16 protein-coding genes are annotated in these 16,537 nt (G+C 65.4%); 3 read left to right on the top strand and 13 right to left on the bottom strand.

Annotated elements, in window-relative coordinates; translation table 11 throughout:
• Positions 1–9: 9 nt before the first annotated feature.
• Positions 10–1,350 carry a glutamine synthetase family protein gene (locus tag AC5RTS_RS14955; RefSeq protein WP_493992801.1) on the bottom strand — a complete coding sequence of 447 codons (1,341 nt, stop codon included), beginning with the start codon at positions 1,348–1,350 and terminating at the stop codon, positions 10–12.
• Between the two features lie 165 nt (positions 1,351–1,515).
• Between AC5RTS_RS14955 and panB the strand changes: the two genes are divergently transcribed.
• Entirely contained in the window at positions 1,516–2,382 is an 867-nt protein-coding gene (gene panB, locus AC5RTS_RS14950; protein WP_493992800.1) for a 3-methyl-2-oxobutanoate hydroxymethyltransferase, read from the top strand.
• On the opposite strand, the gene AC5RTS_RS14945 is transcribed toward panB, so the two are convergent.
• Positions 2,383–2,544 (bottom strand): SPOR domain-containing protein, encoded by a 162-nt coding sequence (locus AC5RTS_RS14945; RefSeq protein ID WP_227902261.1) that lies wholly within the window; start codon positions 2,542–2,544, stop codon positions 2,383–2,385.
• 103 nt (positions 2,545–2,647) lie between these two features.
• Here AC5RTS_RS14945 and map point away from each other — a divergent pair, with 103 nt between their 5' ends.
• Positions 2,648–3,526 (top strand): type I methionyl aminopeptidase, encoded by an 879-nt coding sequence (gene map, locus AC5RTS_RS14940; protein WP_493992799.1) that lies wholly within the window; start codon positions 2,648–2,650, stop codon positions 3,524–3,526.
• Positions 3,527–3,565: 39 nt separating this feature from the next.
• Positions 3,566–4,369 carry a polyphosphate--glucose phosphotransferase gene (ppgK, locus tag AC5RTS_RS14935; protein ID WP_493992798.1) on the top strand — a complete coding sequence of 268 codons (804 nt, stop codon included), beginning with the start codon at positions 3,566–3,568 and terminating at the stop codon, positions 4,367–4,369.
• Between the two features lie 104 nt (positions 4,370–4,473).
• On the opposite strand, the gene nrdR is transcribed toward ppgK, so the two are convergent.
• From nrdR to ftsZ, 11 genes are all read right to left on the bottom strand, one after another.
• Positions 4,474–4,974 (bottom strand): transcriptional regulator NrdR, encoded by a 501-nt coding sequence (gene nrdR / locus AC5RTS_RS14930; protein ID WP_493992797.1) that lies wholly within the window; start codon positions 4,972–4,974, stop codon positions 4,474–4,476.
• 165 nt (positions 4,975–5,139) lie between these two features.
• On the bottom strand, positions 5,140–6,489 hold the full coding sequence (hisD, locus tag AC5RTS_RS14925) for a histidinol dehydrogenase (RefSeq protein ID WP_493992796.1): 1,350 nt from the start codon (positions 6,487–6,489) through the stop codon (positions 5,140–5,142).
• Between the two features lie 87 nt (positions 6,490–6,576).
• Positions 6,577–10,116, bottom strand: a complete 3,540-nt coding sequence (gene dnaE, locus AC5RTS_RS14920; RefSeq protein ID WP_493992795.1) for a DNA polymerase III subunit alpha — start codon at positions 10,114–10,116, stop codon at positions 6,577–6,579.
• Between the two features lie 71 nt (positions 10,117–10,187).
• On the bottom strand, positions 10,188–11,114 hold the full coding sequence (locus AC5RTS_RS14915; protein ID WP_493992816.1) for an RluA family pseudouridine synthase: 927 nt from the start codon (positions 11,112–11,114) through the stop codon (positions 10,188–10,190).
• 5 nt (positions 11,115–11,119) lie between these two features.
• Positions 11,120–11,812, bottom strand: a complete 693-nt coding sequence (gene lspA / locus AC5RTS_RS14910) for a signal peptidase II (protein WP_493992794.1) — start codon at positions 11,810–11,812, stop codon at positions 11,120–11,122.
• 145 nt (positions 11,813–11,957) lie between these two features.
• Positions 11,958–12,626, bottom strand: a complete 669-nt coding sequence (locus AC5RTS_RS14905; protein ID WP_493992793.1) for a DivIVA domain-containing protein — start codon at positions 12,624–12,626, stop codon at positions 11,958–11,960.
• 155 nt (positions 12,627–12,781) lie between these two features.
• Positions 12,782–13,072 carry a YggT family protein gene (locus tag AC5RTS_RS14900; RefSeq protein WP_493992792.1) on the bottom strand — a complete coding sequence of 97 codons (291 nt, stop codon included), beginning with the start codon at positions 13,070–13,072 and terminating at the stop codon, positions 12,782–12,784.
• A gap of 57 nt (positions 13,073–13,129) precedes the next feature.
• On the bottom strand, positions 13,130–13,660 hold the full coding sequence (locus AC5RTS_RS14895) for a cell division protein SepF (protein WP_493992791.1): 531 nt from the start codon (positions 13,658–13,660) through the stop codon (positions 13,130–13,132).
• Positions 13,661–13,748: 88 nt separating this feature from the next.
• Positions 13,749–14,501 (bottom strand): YggS family pyridoxal phosphate-dependent enzyme, encoded by a 753-nt coding sequence (locus AC5RTS_RS14890; RefSeq protein WP_493992815.1) that lies wholly within the window; start codon positions 14,499–14,501, stop codon positions 13,749–13,751.
• Positions 14,502–14,562: 61 nt separating this feature from the next.
• The gene (gene pgeF / locus AC5RTS_RS14885; RefSeq protein ID WP_493992790.1) at positions 14,563–15,264 is read right to left on the bottom strand and encodes a peptidoglycan editing factor PgeF; all 702 of its coding nucleotides are present in this window, start codon (positions 15,262–15,264) and stop codon (positions 14,563–14,565) included.
• 32 nt (positions 15,265–15,296) lie between these two features.
• Positions 15,297–16,493, bottom strand: coding sequence for a cell division protein FtsZ (gene ftsZ / locus AC5RTS_RS14880; RefSeq protein ID WP_493992789.1), 1,197 nt, complete (start codon positions 16,491–16,493; stop codon positions 15,297–15,299).
• Positions 16,494–16,537 lie beyond the last annotated feature (44 nt).

Raw genomic sequence — 16,537 nt, 5'->3', positions numbered from 1 at the left:
GGCCCTCCGTTAGAGAATGCCCAGGTTCTTCTGCAGCTCGAACCGGGTCACGTGCTGGCGGTATTCGTTCCAGTCCGCGCGCTTGTTCCGCAGGAAGTTCTCGAAGACCTGCTCGCCGAGGATTTCAGCCACCAGCTCGGAGTCCTCCATCACCCGCACGGCGTCATGCAGCGACGCGGGCAGCGGATCGTGGCCCATGGCGCGGCGTTCGGCGGCGCTCAGGCTTTCAATGTCATCCTCTGCGCCCGGCGGCAGGTCGTAGCCCTCTTCGATGCCCTTCAGGCCGGCGCCCAGCAGCACCGCATAGGACAGGTAGGGGTTGGCCGCGGAGTCGATGCCGCGGTATTCGATGCGCGCAGACTGTCCCTTGTTCGGCTTGTAAAGGGGAACGCGGAGCAGGGCCGAACGGTTGTTGTGTCCCCAGGAGAGGTAGCTCGGGGCTTCCCCGCCGCCCCAAAGCCGCTTGTAGGAGTTCACGAACTGGTTGGTGACGGCCGTGAACTCCGGAGCGTGGCGCAGGATGCCGGCCATGAACTGGCGTGCGGTCTTGGACAGCTGGAATTCGGCACCGGCTTCGAAGAACGCGTTGCTGTCGCCTTCGAACAGGGAGAAGTGGGTGTGCATGCCGGAACCGGGGTGGTGCGAGAACGGCTTCGGCATAAAGCTGGCGTAGCAGTCCGTCATCAGGGCAACTTCCTTGACGACGGTGCGGAAGGTCATGATGTTGTCCGCGGTCTGCAGGGCGTCGGCGTAGCGCAGGTCGATCTCGTTCTGCCCGGGGCCCGCCTCGTGGTGGCTGAACTCCACCGAAATGCCCACGGCTTCCAGCATGGACACGGCGGTCCGGCGGAAGTCCTGGGCCACGCCGCCGGGAACATGGTCGAAGTATCCGGCGCGGTCCACGGGCACCGGCTCGCCGTCGTCCCCCAGCTGGTCCGATTTCAGCAGGTAGAACTCAATCTCCGGATGCGTGTAGCAGGTGAAACCCATGTCCGCGGCCTTGGCCAGCTGGCGCTTGAGCACGTTGCGCGGGTCCGCAGCGGACGGCTGACCGTCCGGAGTGAGGATGTCGCAGAACATCCGCGATGTCTGCTCTTCGTCGCCGCGCCAGGGCAGGATCTGGAAGGTGGACGGATCGGGCTGGGCCAGCATGTCGGACTCGAAGATCCGGGCCAGGCCTTCAATGGAAGATCCGTCGAACCCCAGGCCCTCCTCGAAGGCGCCTTCCACTTCCGCTGGGGCCAGCGCCACGGATTTCAGTGAGCCCACGACGTCGGTGAACCACAACCGCACAAACCGGACATCGCGCTCCTCGATGGTGCGCAGAACGAATTCCTGCTGGCGGTTCATCCTTACCTTCTTTCCTGTTCCCGGGGTGAGACTTGTGAAGCCTTCTTCACTCTACCTACGTACGCGCCATTTCCACCTCAGCGCCTCCTGCCGGCCGTTGCGTTACGGCTCACCCGGCGGCGGGACGGCGGGTTCCCTGCGGCCGTTCTTTAGTAGGCTCGGTACATGACCAGTGCCGAACAGCCTTCCCCGTACGCCGCCGCCCCCGGGGCGCCCGCCGCATCAGCGGCTCCGGCGCTGAAGAAAATCCGTATCTCGCACCTCCAGCAGCTCAAGGACAACGGCGGCAGATTCGCGATGCTGACCGCCTATGACCAGTACGCCGCCGGTATTTTCGATGAAGCCGGTATTGAGGTGCTGCTCGTGGGTGACTCCGCGGCCAACAACGTGATGGGGCACGCCACCACGCTGCCCATCACCATGGACGAAATGATCGTTTTCGCGCGTTCGGTGACCGCCGGGGCAAGCCATGCACTGGTGGTCTGCGACCTGCCGTTCGGCTCCTACGAGGTCTCCCCGGCCCAGGCTATTGAATCCTCCGTCCGGTTGATGAAGGAAGGGCTGGTCCACGCCGTCAAGATGGAAGGCGGCCGGCACTACGCGGAGCATGTCCGGGCCATGACGGCCGCCGGCATCCCGGTGATGGCGCATGTGGGCTTCACTCCCCAGTCCGAACACGCGCTGGGCGGTTACAAAGTCCAGGGCCGCGGAGAAGCCGGGGCGGAGGTGGTCGCGGATGCCGTAGCCCTTGCCGAGGCCGGAGCCTTCTGCGTGCTGATGGAAATGGTGCCGGCCGACATTGCCGCCGAGGTCGACGCCGCTGTGCGGGTGCCCACCATCGGAATCGGTGCAGGCAACGCCACCACCGGGCAGGTGCTGGTGTGGCAGGACATGGCCGGCCTGCGCGGCGGGCGGCAGCCCCGCTTCGTCAAGGCTTTCGCGGACCTGCGCACGGAACTGTCCCGGGCGGCGAAGGAATACGCGGACGAGGTCCGCAACGGTTCCTTCCCCGGCCCGGAGCACAGCTTCTAGTTAGTCTTCCTCCGCGTCCCAGGCCTTGTTCCTGGCCTGGACTTTCTGGAGCGCCAGTTCGGCCTCCTCACGGGTTGGGTAGGGCCCCAGCAGCTTCGTCCAGTCGGACTGCGGACCTTCCTCGACCTCGTGCGTCACGACGTTGAACCAGTAATCGGCCATTGCTGTCCTCCTGTTGACTGTGCGCGCCCGGCGGTACCGGCCGCAGGTGCGTTTGGTGCTTTCCCGTCCCGTGTCCGGGCACGCTGGCGATAAGATCGATGGTATGCCCCAAAATCTTGCTACTGCACCTGTTGGACACCTCTCGCCCGGGATCGTGAGCCCCCGGCTGCGGGTCCCGGCGTCCATCCCCCGCCCCGAATACGTGGACCGGGAGGCACCCGCGCCGTTCACCGGTTCCGAGGTCAAGTCGGCGGAGACCATCGAGAAAATCCGGATTGCCAGCCGGATCGCCGCACAGGCCATCGTCGAGGTCGGCAAGCACATTGCTCCGGGCGTCACCACCGACGAGCTGGACCGGGTGGGCCACCAATTCCTGCTGGATCACCAGGCCTACCCCTCCACCCTGGGGTACCGGGGCTTCCCCAAGTCCCTGTGCTCCTCCATCAACGAGGTCATCTGCCACGGCATCCCGGACAGCACCGTCCTCGCCGACGGTGACATCATCAACATCGACATCACCGCGTACATCAACGGTGTGCACGGCGATACCAACTGGACCTTCCTGGTCGGCGACGTGGACGAGGATTCGCGCCTGCTGGTGGAACGCACCCAGGAGTCGCTGCGCCGGGCGATCAAGGCCGTCGCGCCGGGACGGGAAATCAACGTTATCGGCCGTACCATCGAGTCGTACGCCAAGCGCTTCGGCTACGGAGTGGTCCGGGACTTCACCGGCCACGGCGTGGGCGAAGCGTTCCACACCGGCCTGATCATCCCGCATTACGACGCCGCACCGGCGTACAGCAGGCTGATTGAACCGGGAATGGTGTTTACGATTGAACCTATGCTCACTCTGGGAACCGTTGAGTGGGACATGTGGGATGACAATTGGACAGTACTGACCAAGGACCGCAAACGGACCGCACAGTTCGAGCACACCCTGCTCGTCACTGATACCGGTGCCGAAGTTCTGACCCTTCCCTAATCCGCCTACGCCCGAGCTCAGAACTACTACTGGAGAACCATGGCCAAGAAGCATAAGTCCGACAAGAAGGTCGAAGCCGTCATTGGAATCGATATCGGCGGCACCGGCATCAAGGGCGGCATCGTCGACCTGTCCAAGGGCAAGCTGATTGGCGACCGGTTCCGGATCCCCACCCCTCAGCCGGCCACCCCCGAAGCCGTGGCCGGCGTCGTCGGGCAGATCGTGGCCGAGCTGTCCTCGCGCCCTGAGGGCCCCGGCCCCGACGTTCCCGTGGGCGTCACCTTCCCGGCCATCATCTCCCACGGCATTGCCCGTTCCGCGGCCAACGTGGACAACAGCTGGGTGGACACCGACGTCGACGCGCTGCTCACCAAGGCGCTGGGCCGGGACGTGCAGGTCATGAACGACGCCGACGCCGCCGGCCTGGCCGAGGCGCGCTACGGCGCCGGGCGCGGGGTGGACGGTACCGTGCTGGTCATCACCCTGGGCACCGGTATCGGCTCCGCCCTGATCTACAAGGGCCTGCTGGTTCCCAACGCCGAGCTGGGCCACCTGGAGATTGACGGCCACGACGCCGAGACCAAGGCATCCGCCTCTGCGCGGGAACGCGACGGCATCAGCTGGGAAGAGTACGCCAAGCGGCTGCAGCGCTACTTCTCCCACGTGGAGTTCCTGTTCTCCCCCGACCTGTTCGTGATCGGCGGAGGCATCTCCAAGCGCAGCGAGGACTTCCTTCCCATGCTGGATCTCCGGACTCCGCTGGTGACAGCGAACCTGAAGAACAACGCAGGCATTGTGGGCGCGGCACTGCAGGCAGCACTGCACTTCAAGTACATCAAGTAGGGCCGGTTTCCGCCGGAGGGCGGTACCGGCAAAAAGGCGGCGGAAGGGTTAGACCTTCCGCCGCCTTTTACGTGTGGGCGTGACCTATGCCGGGCCGTGCCCTGCTACTGCGCCGTGAGCGGCCGCTGGGCGCCGGAGGGTACCCGGCCCGCGTTTTCCTCCGCCTCGGTCCGCAGCTTCTCGATGGCGGTCTCGAAGTCCTCAAGGGATTCGAAGGACTGGTAAACGCTGGCAAAGCGCAGATAGGCCACCTGGTCCAGCTTCTGCAGCGGGGTCAGGATCGCCAGGCCCACTTCATGGGCGTCAATCTCCGCCACGCCGCTGGCCCGGATGGATTCCTCGACTTCCTGCGCCAGCATGGCCAGGTCATCCTCGCTGACCGGCCGGCCCTGGCAGGCTTTGCGCACGCCGTTGATGACTTTGCTGCGACTGAACGGCTCCCCTACCCCGGAGCGTTTGATCACGCTGAGGCTGGTGGTTTCGACCGTGGAGAAACGGCGTCCGCACTGGGGGCACTGCCGGCGGCGGCGGATTGCCGAACCGTCATCTGCCAGGCGGCTGTCCACGACGCGGGAATCAGCGTTGCGGCAAAACGGACAGTACATGTCCCGTCCTTTCGCGAAGGGCCTTATGGTGCTCTCACTATAGGTCGCCCGGCCCCCCTGCACCAAGTAGCGGACCACCATATGTAGTGGTTGGTCCCACTACATATGGCCGACCGTCCCGGGGGCTGTCTTAGCTGAAGGGCTGTCCTAGCTGAAGGGGTGGTCCTAGCTGAAGCGGACGGTGACCGCATCGCCGTGCGCCGGCAGGTCTTCTGCCACGGAGAGGGCGACAATATCGGCGCTTACCTCCTGCAGGGCCTCACGGTTGTAGTTGACCACTTGGATGGCGCGCATAAAGGTGGTCACGTTCAGGCCCGAGGAGAACGCCGCGGTGCCGCCGGTGGGCAGCACGTGGTTGGATCCGGCACAGTAGTCCCCCAGGCTGACGGGACTGTAATCCCCGACGAAGATGGCTCCGGCGCTGCGGATACGTGCCGCAACGGCCTCTGCCTCGGCGGTCTGGATCTCCAGGTGTTCAGCGGCGTAGGCGTCGCAGACGGCAATTCCCTCGTCGAGGCCATCCACCAGGATGACGCCGGACTGCGGCCCGGACAGGGCGGTGCGCACCCGGTCACCGTGTTTGGTGGTGCCGACCTGGCGCGCTAGTTCGGCCCGGACCTGATCGGCGAGGTCCTCGGAGGCCGTGACCAGGACCGATCCGGCATTCGGATCGTGCTCGGCCTGGCTGATGAGGTCTGCCGCCACCAGCCGGGGGTTGGCAGTGCCGTCGGCCAGGATCATGATCTCGGTGGGACCGGCTTCGGAGTCAATGCCCACCACGCCCTTGACCAGGCGCTTCGCGGTCGCGACAAAAACATTGCCCGGCCCGGTGACGACGTCCACCGGAAGGAGTTCACTGTTCCCGGCGTCCGCGGGGACCCCGTAGGCGAAGGCGGCAATGGCCTGCGCACCGCCCACCGCGTACACCTCGGTGATGCCCAGGAGTTTGGCGGCCGCCAGGATGGTGGGGTGGGGCAGTCCGCCGAATTCCTTCTGCGGCGGGGATGCCAGGGCCAGGGATTCCACACCTGCAGCCTGCGCCGGGACAACGTTCATGATCACGGAGGACGGGTAGACGGCCAGGCCGCCGGGCACGTAAAGGCCCACCCGGGATACCGGAACCCATTTGTGCGTGAGCACGGCACCGGGCCGGATTTCGACGTCGGCATCGGCCGGGCACTGGGCCTTGGCGAAGGTCCTGGTCCGGTCAATCGCGGTTTCCAGGGCGGAGCGGACTGCGGGGTCCAGCTGCTCCAGCGCGGTGTCGAGGGCTTCGGCCGGGACCCGCACCGAATGCTGCTCCACGCCGTCGAAGCGCTGCGCCAACTCCGTCAGGGCCGCGAATCCGCGCGTGCGGACATCGGTGATGATGGCGGCAACGGCGTCGGAGGCGGCGTCGAACGTGGTTTCGGCACGCGGCATGGCACCCTTGAGCTCCGCGGGGCTCAGGTGCTTTCCGCGCAGATCGATGGTGCGGAATGAATCAAAGGCTGCTTCGGGACTGGTTGAATTCACGCCTTTTATTCTACCCAGCCCCTGCCACCCGGCACCGCTGCGCGTCGCCGGGCTACGCGCAGCGGTGCCGGCCCTTTGGGGCGCCGGCTAGCCGTCCAGGCAGGCCGGGCCGAGCAGCACCTTCAGATCCCCGAACAGGGACGGGGTGGGGTTCACCCGCATGTCCACGCCCAGCTTCATGACCTCAACGGTGCGGGAGCCGTTGAGCCGGATCTGGACCTCCGAGGTGCCGGGGTGGGTGCGCAGCACGTCGCCCAGCTGGGTGACCACGGTTTCGGTGGCCTTGTAAGTGGCCATGGAGATCACCACGGGACCGGAGTGGCCCTCACTGAGGTCCGGAACGGTGAGTTCCTGGGCGTTGAGGGTCACGGCGCCGTCGTCGCGGCGCTGCAGCCGGCCGCGGACCACCACAATCAGGTCCTCGGCCAGCACCGCCGCGATGGGCCCGTACACCTGGCCGAAGAACATCACTTCCATGGACCCGGCGAGGTCCTCGATCTCGCAGCGGGCATAGGCGTTGCCGCTGTTCTTGGCGATGCGCCGCTGCAGCGAGGTGATCATGCCGGCAATGGTGACAATGGCGCCGTCCGGCGGGCCTTCCTCCCCCACGATGTTCGTGATGGTGGAATCCGCGTGCTGGCTCAGAATGCCTTCCAGGCCCTGCAGCGGATGGTCCGAAACGTAGAGCCCGAGCATGTCGCGCTCGAAGGAGAGTTTGTCCTTCTTTTCCCATTCGGGCAGGTCCGGAATATCGATGCTGATCGAGTCCTCCGGTTCCTGGTCGCTGATCGCGGCGAAGAGGTCGAACTGGCCCACGGCCTCGTTGCGCTTGAGGACCACCACCGAGTCGATGGCTTCTTCATGGATCATCGCCAGCGGCCGGCGGGCATGGCCCATGGAGTCGAAGGCACCGGCCTTGATGAGGGATTCGATGGTGCGCTTGTTGCAGACCACCGCCGGGACCTTCATCAGGAAGTCCTTGAAGTTGGTGTAGGCGCCCTTCTCCTCCCGGGCTGCCACCATGGCCTGGACCACGTTGGTGCCGACGTTGCGGATGGCGCCCATGCCGAAGCGGATGTCCTTGCCCACAGGGGTGAAGTTCACCGAGGACTCGTTGACGTCCGGCGGCAGCACCGTGATGCCCATTTTCCGGCACTCGTTCAGGTACAGGGCCAGCTTGTCCTTGTCGTCACCGACGGAGGTAAGCAGGGCGGCCATGTACTCGGACGGGTAGTGCGCCTTAAGGTAGGCGGTCCAGTAGGACACCAGGCCGTAGGCGGCGGAGTGGGCTTTGTTGAAGGCGTAGTCGGAGAAGGGCAGCAGGATGTCCCAGAGCGCCTTGATGGCTGCCTCCGAGTAGCCCCGGTCCACCATGCCCTGGTGGAAGCCGGCGTACTGCTTGTCCAGTTCGGACTTCTTCTTTTTGCCCATGGCGCGGCGGAGGATGTCTGCCTGGCCGAGCGTGAAGCCGGCGACCTTCTGGGCAATGGCCATCACCTGCTCCTGATACACGATCAGGCCGTAGGTGGTGTCCAGGATTTCCCGCAGCGGTTCTTCCAGCTCGGGATGGATCGGGGTGATTTCCTGCACGCCGGTCTTACGCAGGGCGTAGTTGGTGTGCGAGTTGGCGCCCATGGGACCGGGCCGGTACAGCGCGATGACGGCGGAGATGTCTTCGAAGTTGTCCGGGCGCATGAGCTTGAGCAGGGAGCGCATGGGCCCGCCGTCAAGCTGGAACACGCCCAGGGTGTCTCCGCTGGCCAGCAGGTCATAGGAGCCCTTGTCATCGAGCTCCAGCTGCTCCAGGTCCAGGTCAATGTCCTGGTTGAGCTTGATGTTCTCGATGGCGTCCGAAATGATCGTCAGGTTTCGCAGGCCGAGGAAGTCCATCTTGATCAGGCCCAGGCCCTCGCAGGTGGGGTAATCGAACTGCGTGATTACCTGCCCGTCCTGCTCGCGCTTCATGATCGGGATGATGTCGATCAGCGGGTCCGAGGACATGATGACGCCGGCGGCGTGCACGCCCCACTGGCGCTTCAGCCCTTCCAGGCCCAGGGCGGTGTCGAACACGCGCTGGGAATCCGGATCGGATTTGAGCAGCTCGCGCAGTTCGTCGGCCTCGCCGTACCGCTTGGCTTCCTTGTTGTGCACGTCCTGCAGGGACAGGCCCTTGCCCATCACGTCCGGCGGCATGGCCTTGGTGAGCCGCTCGCCCACGGAGAACGGGTAACCCATCACGCGGGAGGAGTCCTTCAGGGCCTGCTTGGCCTTGATGGTGCCGTAGGTGACGATCATGGATACGCGGTCCGCGCCGTACTTCTCGGTGACGTAGTGGATCACCTCGGAGCGGCGCCGATCATCGAAGTCGACGTCGAAGTCAGGCATGGACACACGGTCCGGGTTCAGGAAGCGCTCGAAGATCAGGCCGTGGTTCAGCGGGTTCAGGTCGGTGATGCGCATGGCGTAGGCCACCATGGACCCGGCGCCGGAGCCGCGGCCGGGTCCCACCCGGATGCCGTTGTTCTTGGCCCAGTTGATGAAGTCGGCCACCACCAGGAAGTAGCCCGGGAAGCCCATCTGGGTGATGATGCCGATCTCGTATTCGGCCTGCTTGCGGACATCGTCGGGAATACCCTTCGGGAACCGGTAGTGCAGGCCGGTTTCCACTTCCTTGATGAACCAGGATTCCTCATTTTCCCCGGGAGGGCAGGGGAACCGGGGCATGTAGGAGGCTTTGGTGTTGAACTCGACGTCGCACCGCTCGGCAATGAGAAGCGTGTTGTCGCATGCGTCGGGGTAGTCGCGGAAGATGGCCCGCATTTCGTCCGGCGACTTCAGGTAGAACTCGTCGGCGTCGAACTTAAAGCGCTTCGGGTCCGCCAGGGAGGAACCTGACTGGACGCAGAGCAGCGCTGCGTGCGCGGAAGCGTCTTCGGCGTGGGTGTAGTGCAGGTCATTGGTGGCCACCAGCGGCAGCTGCAGTTCCCGCGCCAGCTTGATCAGGTCCGCCTGGACGTTGCGTTCAATGTCCAGGCCGTGGTCCATCAGCTCGCAGAAGAAGTTTTCCTTGCCGAAGATGTCGCGGAAGTCCGAGGCGGCCTGCACGGCTTCCTTGTAGAGTCCCAGCCGGAGCTTGGTCTGCACTTCGCCGGAGGGGCAGCCGGTGGTGGCAATGAGGCCCTTGCCGTAGGTCTGCAGCAGGTCACGGTCCATGCGCGGTTTGTAGAGGTAGCCCTCCAGGGAGGCGAGGGAGGACATCCGGAAGAGGTTGTGCATTCCCTCGGTGTTTTCGGCCCACATGGTCATGTGGGTGTAGGCACCGGCGCCGGAGACGTCGTTGCGTCCGCCGTCGCCCCACTTCACGCGGGTCTTGTCCGCGCGGGCGGTACCGGGCGTCAGGTACGCCTCCACACCCACAATCGGCTTGATGCCTGCGTTGCGCGCCTTGTTCCAGAAATCGAAGGCGCCGAAGACAAAACCATGGTCGGTGGTCGCCAGGGCGTTCATGCCCAGTTCCTCGGCGTGGCTGAACAGATCGGTCAGCCTCGCGGCGCCGTCCAGCATCGAATATTCGGTGTGGTTGTGAAGATGGGCAAACGATTTCGACGTACTAGTTGCTGAAGCCACCAGTACATTCTAGGCCCCGGCGCGCGGGGGATTTACCCCCGCCGCGCCGCTGCGCCGGATGTCACTCCCGGCTAGATCAGCCCGCCGCGCAGTGCATCCACGGCGTACTGCAGGTCCTGCGGGTACTCGCTGACAAACTCCACGTACTCGCCGGTGCCCGGATGGGTGAAGCCCAGCTTCCGGGCGTGCAGCCATTGCCGGGTCAGGCCCAGCTCCGCGGCCAGCTTGGCGTCCGCCCCGTAGGTCAGGTCGCCGGCGCACGGGTGGCGCAGTGCCGAGAAATGGACGCGGATCTGGTGCGTGCGTCCGGTTTCCAGGTGCACTTCCACCAGGGAGGCCTTGCCGAACGCTTCCAGCACCTCGTAGTGGGTGATGGAGGGCCTGCCGCCTTCAACGACGGCGAAGCGCCAGTCATAGCCCGGGTGCCGGCCGATGGGTGCGTCAATGGTGCCCTTCAGCGGGTCCGGCAGCCCCTGGACCACCGCGTGGTACATCTTGTCCACGGTGCGGTCCTTGAAGGCCTGCTTCAGCAGTGTGTAGGCGTGCTCGGTCTTCGCCACCACCATCACCCCGGAGGTGCCGACGTCGAGTCGGTGGACGATGCCCTGCCGCTCCGGTGCACCCGAGGTGGAAATCCGGTAACCGGCGGCAGCCAGCGCGCCGACCACCGTGGGCCCGACCCAGCCCGGCGAGGGATGGGCTGCGACGCCCACCGGCTTGTCAATCACCACAAAGTGTTCGTCATCGCCCAGGATCTTCAAGTCCTCCACCGGCTCGACGACGACGGCCAGCGGGTCGCGCTGTTCCGGAACGTCGGCGGTGATTTCCTGGCCGGCCTTCAGCTTGTCCGATTTGGAGAGCACCCGGCCGCCGGAGCTGAAGTAACCGTCGGTGCACCACGTTGCGGCCACCGACCGCGAAACCTCCAGCAGCGACGCGACGACGGCGTCGGCGCGCTTTCCGTCAGCTTCTTCCGGGACGCTGAATACAGCGTGCAGCTCGTTCACCGCTCCTCCTCTCGCTCGCTGAGCCTGCTGCCGTGGCGCTCCCCCGCACCCGTCGCGGGCTCCTCAGCCACGGGTTCCTCACCCCTGGGATCAGCCGTGCCATGCTTCGCCGCGGCAGGTGCTGTTCCGGCCCGCGAGCCGGTGTTGTCTGCATTGCGCGTCCCGTCCAGCTCGATTCCCCGCAGGGTCAGCAGGCACACCAGGATGACGCCGCTGACCACGCAGGAATCGGCGATATTGAAGATCGCGAAGTTCGGGAAGGCAATGAAGTCGACCACGTGCCCCTGCCCGAACGAGGGTTCGCGGAAGAGGCGGTCCGTCAGGTTACCCAGGGCACCGCCAAGGACCAGGCCCAGCGCCGTCGCCCAGCCTAGGGACCGCACCCGGAACATCAGGTAGATCAGGAAGCCAGAGACCAGCACCATGATGATGGTGAAGACCCAGGTGTAGTCGGTGCCGATGGAAAAGGCGGCGCCGGGGTTGCGGATGAAGTGCCAGCGCAGCAGCGGCGCTGCAACGTCGGTGATCTGCCCTTCCGTCATGGTGCGCACAACCCAGAGCTTGGTGAGCTGGTCAAAGGCCAGGGCGGCGGCTGCCAGGAGGAGCATCAGCAGCCCTGCCCGTCGCTTCCGGCCGGTGCCGCGTCCGGGGCCGGTGTGGCCGGGGGTCTCCGGTGAGGATGTTGTCATGATGCTTTCGTTGTTTAAGGATGCGGGACATCGGGGGCAGAAACGCCACGGGCCGGCGGCCGGGGTTACCCGGCCGCCGGCCCGTGGCAGGTTCTGCCGTTGCCTTCAGTTTAACCGATCCGCAACGGACCGGGACTGGCAGGAATTATGCGTCTGCGGTTTCCGAAGCAACCGAACCGCGTGCATCCAGATCACGCAGCTGGCCTTCGATGTAAGCCTTCAGACGGGAGCGGTAGTCACGCTCGAAGCCGCGCAGCTGCTCAACCTTGCGCTCAAGCACGGCCTTCTGCTGCTCGAGGGTGCTGAGGATCTTGCGGCTCTTCTCCTGGGCGTCCGTCACAAGGCCGCTGGCCTCGATCTGCGCCTCGGCGATGATCTTGTCGCGCTGCTCAACACCGGCGCTGACGTAGTCGTCGTGCATCTTCTGGGCCATGGCCAGGATGCCGGCGGCGGTCTCGGTGGTGTTGGCCGGGGCCGGGGCAGCGGCCGGAGCCGGTGCGGGCTCGGGCTTGGTCTCCACCGGAGCGGGCTTCTCTTCGACCTTCGGCGCTTCGGCCTTGGGTTCCGGCTTGGGCTCTTCAGTGACCTGTTCGGTCTTGGAGGCTGCAGCGACCGGCGCGGGGACTGAGCTGGACGAGCCGCCTGCAACGGCCTCAGCCAGCTGGCGGCGGAGGTCTTCGTTTTCGGCGTTCAGCCGGCGCAGCTCCACCACGATCTCGTCGAGGAAGTCATCGACTTCGTCCTGGTCATAGCCTTCCCGGAACTTGGTCGGCTGGAACCGCTTGTTGACAACATCTTCTGGCGTCAGAGCCATCTGGTCACCTCATACTGGATTATAAGATTCGCCTGCGTGTCAGGCAGGCGGTTCTACGTAGAGAATTACGGACATACAAAATCTGGGGTTGTATCAATTTTCACAGTATATCTTTTGGGGGCTGAAAACTAACCGGCCCCGGGCATCGTCCAAGGTCAGACGGCTATGCCCACTACCACCTGGGTCAGGATCGAGACAAGGATAAACAGCACCAGGAAGGCCAGGTCCAGCGAAATCCCGCCCAGCCGAAGGGGCGGAATGACCCTGCGCAGCAGCTTCAGCGGCGGATCCGTTGCCCCGTAAACACCGGTGGCCACCACCAGGGCAGGACCCTTGGGACGCCACTGACGCGCAAACATTTGAACGGCGTCGTAAACGATCCGCAGAATCAGCGCGAGCTGGAAGAGGACCAGCAGCAGGTACACCAGGGGAAGAATGATATTCACACGCAGGGTTTCATTTCTCGGTCGGCCGCCCACGCAACCCGTCGGTACGGGAGCAGGTTAGCTCTGGTTGAAGAAGGTGGAGGAGGATTCGCTGATCTTCTTGTCATCGCCGAGGACCTCCACGTAGGACGGGGAGAGCAGGAACACCTTGTTGGTCACGCGCTCGATGCTGCCGCGCAGGCCGAAGACCAGTCCTGCGGAGAAGTCAACGAGCCGCTTGGCGTCCGCTTCACCCATATCGGTGACGTTCATGATCACCGGGATGCCGTCGCGGAAGCTCTCTCCGATGATCTTCGCGTCGTTGTAGGAGCGCGGGTGGACGGTGGTGATCTGACGCAGGCCGGCAACGTCCTCACGGGACGAGGGTGCACGCTTAATGGGTGTCACGGGTGCGCGGTACTCCTCCACTGCATTGCGGACAACCGGGGCGGGTGCCGGTTCCGGCGCCACTTCCTCTGCTTCCTGGACCGGGGCAAACTCTTCTTCCCTGGCGGGAGCTTCCCTCAGGTTTCGCTGTTCCGACTCGTAGTGCTCGTCACCGTCGGCGAGCCCAAGGTAGATCATTGTCTTGCGCATTGCGCCAGCCATGGTTGCTCCTCTAATCCTTCAACGCCGTAGTTGCCCGTGGGGTTTCTGCTATGCCTAACGGCGGCTGTGTGGTGTTCGTACTTCGACGCTACCGTACCGGCGGGCGCGCGCCCAGAACATCGGACCCGATTCTCAGGTGTGTCGCTCCGTTGGCGAGGGCAGCTTCGAGGTCTCCGCTCATGCCCGCTGAAACGCTCCGCGCCTCCGGATGCTGCTGCTGCAGCTGCCGCGAAAGACTGTGGAGACGGGCAAAGGCGGCGTGAGGGTCCTCCCCCAGCGGCGCCACCGCCATCAGCCCGGACAGACTCAGTCCGGCCGTGCCGGCGACGGTGTCCGCCAGTTCCGCCACGTCCTGCGGGGCCGCTCCGCCGCGTCCGGGATCAGCGTCCCGTGCCGGGCCGGGACGCAGGTCCACCTGAATGAAACAGGAAAGGTCCGGGCGGGGCAGCAAACCCTCGTCCGCCCGGCGGCGCTGCTCGGCCGCCATTGCTTTGCCCAGTGCGGAAACCAGGGACCGCCGGTCCACCGAGTGCACTGACGCGGCGTAGCGGACCACGGACTTGGCCTTGTTGGACTGAAGCTGCCCAATGAAGTGCCAGTTCAGCTCCGGATCCGCCAGTTCCGCTGCCTTCGCTGCCGCTTCTTGGTCCTTGTTCTCGCCGACGTCGCGGACACTGAGGTCCCTCAGGATCCGTACATCGGAAGCCGGGAAGTATTTGGTGACGACAATCAGGTGCGGCTCGTCCTGCCTGTCCGGCCCGGCGGCCGCATCGATACGGTTCCGTACGGTCCGGAGCCGGTGCGCCAGCTCCCGGGCGCGCGAAGACTGCTCGTGGGTCATTGTCATGGTCTTTCCATTCTCACGCCGGGCTGGCGATGCCGGCACTGCGGCTCAAAGGGGTTTAGGGCCGGCGCCAGATCACGCCGGCAATGCGTCCGGCCGCCGGGTCCCGCCGGTGCGAGTAAAGTTCGGCGTTCTCCCGGGTGCACCCCTCGACGCGGTGTACGTCCACGCCCAGATCCTCCAACTGCGCCTGCGCTCCGGCAGGAAGGTCCAGTGCGGGGGTGCCCTCGCGGGTGAACCCTACGGCTGCGGGCAGCACGGCCGCCGCATCAGCCTGCATGGCTGCGGGGACCTCATAGCAGGAACCGCAGATGCACGGCCCGATCCATGCCCGGAGGCTGCCGGCACCCGCGGCACGCATGCGCTGCACTGACACCGGCAGGATACCGTCGAGCAGGCCGCGCCGCCCGGCATGCACCGCCGCGGTCACAACTGTTCCCGCCGTCGTCCGGCCCGCCAGCAGGACGGGGACGCAGTCGGCAACCATCACGGCCAGGGGTGCCCGGCCGTCGCTGCTGATCAGCCCGTCGGCGGTGGGCGCTGCTTCGCCTGCCTCCTGCGCCTCCAGAACCGTGGCGGAATGCACCTGGTTCATGAACCGCAGGCTCCCCGGTGCCACTTCCAGCGCCGCCTCCAGGTCGGCCCGGCGCCGCAGAACGGCATCCGGGTCATCCCTCACATGCAAAGCGAGGTTGCCCGCGGACATGTCGGTGAATCCCACCCACAGGTTCTCGTCAACCTGCCGGTGCCACCAAAACATCCGGGGCAACCCCGCTGCAGTGCTCAGTTCGACTACTTCAGGAAATCCGGAACATCCAGATCATCCGGACGGCCGGTGGACAGATCGGATTCCACAACGGCGGGCAGGTCAATGTCGAAGCCGGCATCGGCGGGGACATCACTGTGCTGGTGCGACCGCTGCGACCAGGCGGAGAGCCCGGCGGAGGCCGGTGCGGCGGCTGCGAAGCTTCCGGCGGCGGGTGCCGCAGACGGCGGGGTGGCCGGCTCTGCGGGCTTGTGCGAGGCCGGCTGGGAGGTCACGTCCACCTGGTCGAAGCCGGCGGCGATAACCGTAACGCGGGCTTCATCACCCAGGGCGTCGTCAATGACGGCACCGAAGATGATGTTGGCTTCGGGGTGGGCCACTTCCTGGACCAGGCGGGCTGCTTCGTTGATTTCGAACAGGCCGAGGTCGGAGCCGCCCTGAATCGAGAGCAGCACGCCGTGCGCGCCGTCGATGGAGGCTTCAAGCAGCGGCGACGCTATGGCCAGCTCGGCGGCCTTGACCGCGCGGTCCTCGCCGCGGGCGGAGCCGATGCCCATAAGCGCCGAGCCGGCGCCCTGCATCACGGACTTGACGTCGGCGAAGTCGAGGTTGATCAGGCCCGGGGTGGTGATCAGGTCGGTAATGCCCTGGACACCGGAGAGCAGCACCTGGTCGGCGGAGCGGAACGCGTCCAGCATGGACACGTTGCGGTCGCTGATCGAGAGCAGGCGGTCATTCGGGATGACGATGAGCGTATCGACTTCGTCGCGAAGGGTGTCGATGCCCGATTCGGCCTGGTTGGAACGCCGGCGTCCTTCGAACGTGAACGGCCGGGTGACGACACCGATGGTCAGCGCTCCGAGCGAACGGGCAATCCGGGCGACGACGGGAGCGCCGCCGGTACCGGTGCCGCCGCCTTCACCGGCGGTGACGAAGACCATGTCCGCGCCGCGCAGGACCTCTTCGATTTCCTCTGCGTGATCCTCTGCGGCCTTCCGGCCAACCTCGGGATCCGCGCCGGCGCCCAGGCCGCGGGTGAGTTCGCGTCCGACGTCGAGCTTGACGTCGGCGTCACTCATCAGCAGAGCCTGCGCATCGGTGTTGATGGCGATGAACTCCACGCCGCGGAGGCCAACATCAATCATTCGGTTTACGGCGTTCACGCCACCGCCGCCGATGCCGACGACCTTGATGACGGCCAAGTAATTCTGCGGTGCTGCCACGTCCTGTGTCCCTTGTTCGAATCTCTGCAACTTATGTTTTCTGC

The organism is Arthrobacter sp. MDT1-49-2 (genome assembly GCF_059090185.1).
The sequence above is the reverse complement of the archived record's forward strand: the minus strand, read 5'-3'. Positions and strand labels throughout refer to the sequence as shown.

Bases quoted from the DNA above. Each gene is read 5' to 3' on its own strand.
- pgeF (WP_493992790.1), bottom strand. From the start codon at position 15,264: ATGTTTTGGTGGCACCGGCAGGTTGACGAGAACCTGTGGGTGGGATTC.
- AC5RTS_RS14905 (WP_493992793.1), bottom strand. From the start codon at position 12,626: ATGGCTCTGACGCCAGAAGATGTTGTCAACAAGCGGTTCCAGCCGACC.
- lspA (WP_493992794.1), bottom strand. From the start codon at position 11,812: ATGACAACATCCTCACCGGAGACCCCCGGCCACACCGGCCCCGGACGC.
- map (WP_493992799.1), top strand. From the start codon at position 2,648: ATGCCCCAAAATCTTGCTACTGCACCTGTTGGACACCTCTCGCCCGGG.
- AC5RTS_RS14890 (WP_493992815.1), bottom strand. From the start codon at position 14,501: ATGACCCACGAGCAGTCTTCGCGCGCCCGGGAGCTGGCGCACCGGCTC.
- panB (WP_493992800.1), top strand. From the start codon at position 1,516: ATGACCAGTGCCGAACAGCCTTCCCCGTACGCCGCCGCCCCCGGGGCG.
- AC5RTS_RS14895 (WP_493992791.1), bottom strand. From the start codon at position 13,660: ATGGCTGGCGCAATGCGCAAGACAATGATCTACCTTGGGCTCGCCGAC.
- ppgK (WP_493992798.1), top strand. From the start codon at position 3,566: ATGGCCAAGAAGCATAAGTCCGACAAGAAGGTCGAAGCCGTCATTGGA.
- AC5RTS_RS14945 (WP_227902261.1), bottom strand. From the start codon at position 2,544: ATGGCCGATTACTGGTTCAACGTCGTGACGCACGAGGTCGAGGAAGGT.
- nrdR (WP_493992797.1), bottom strand. From the start codon at position 4,974: ATGTACTGTCCGTTTTGCCGCAACGCTGATTCCCGCGTCGTGGACAGC.
- AC5RTS_RS14955 (WP_493992801.1), bottom strand. From the start codon at position 1,350: ATGAACCGCCAGCAGGAATTCGTTCTGCGCACCATCGAGGAGCGCGAT.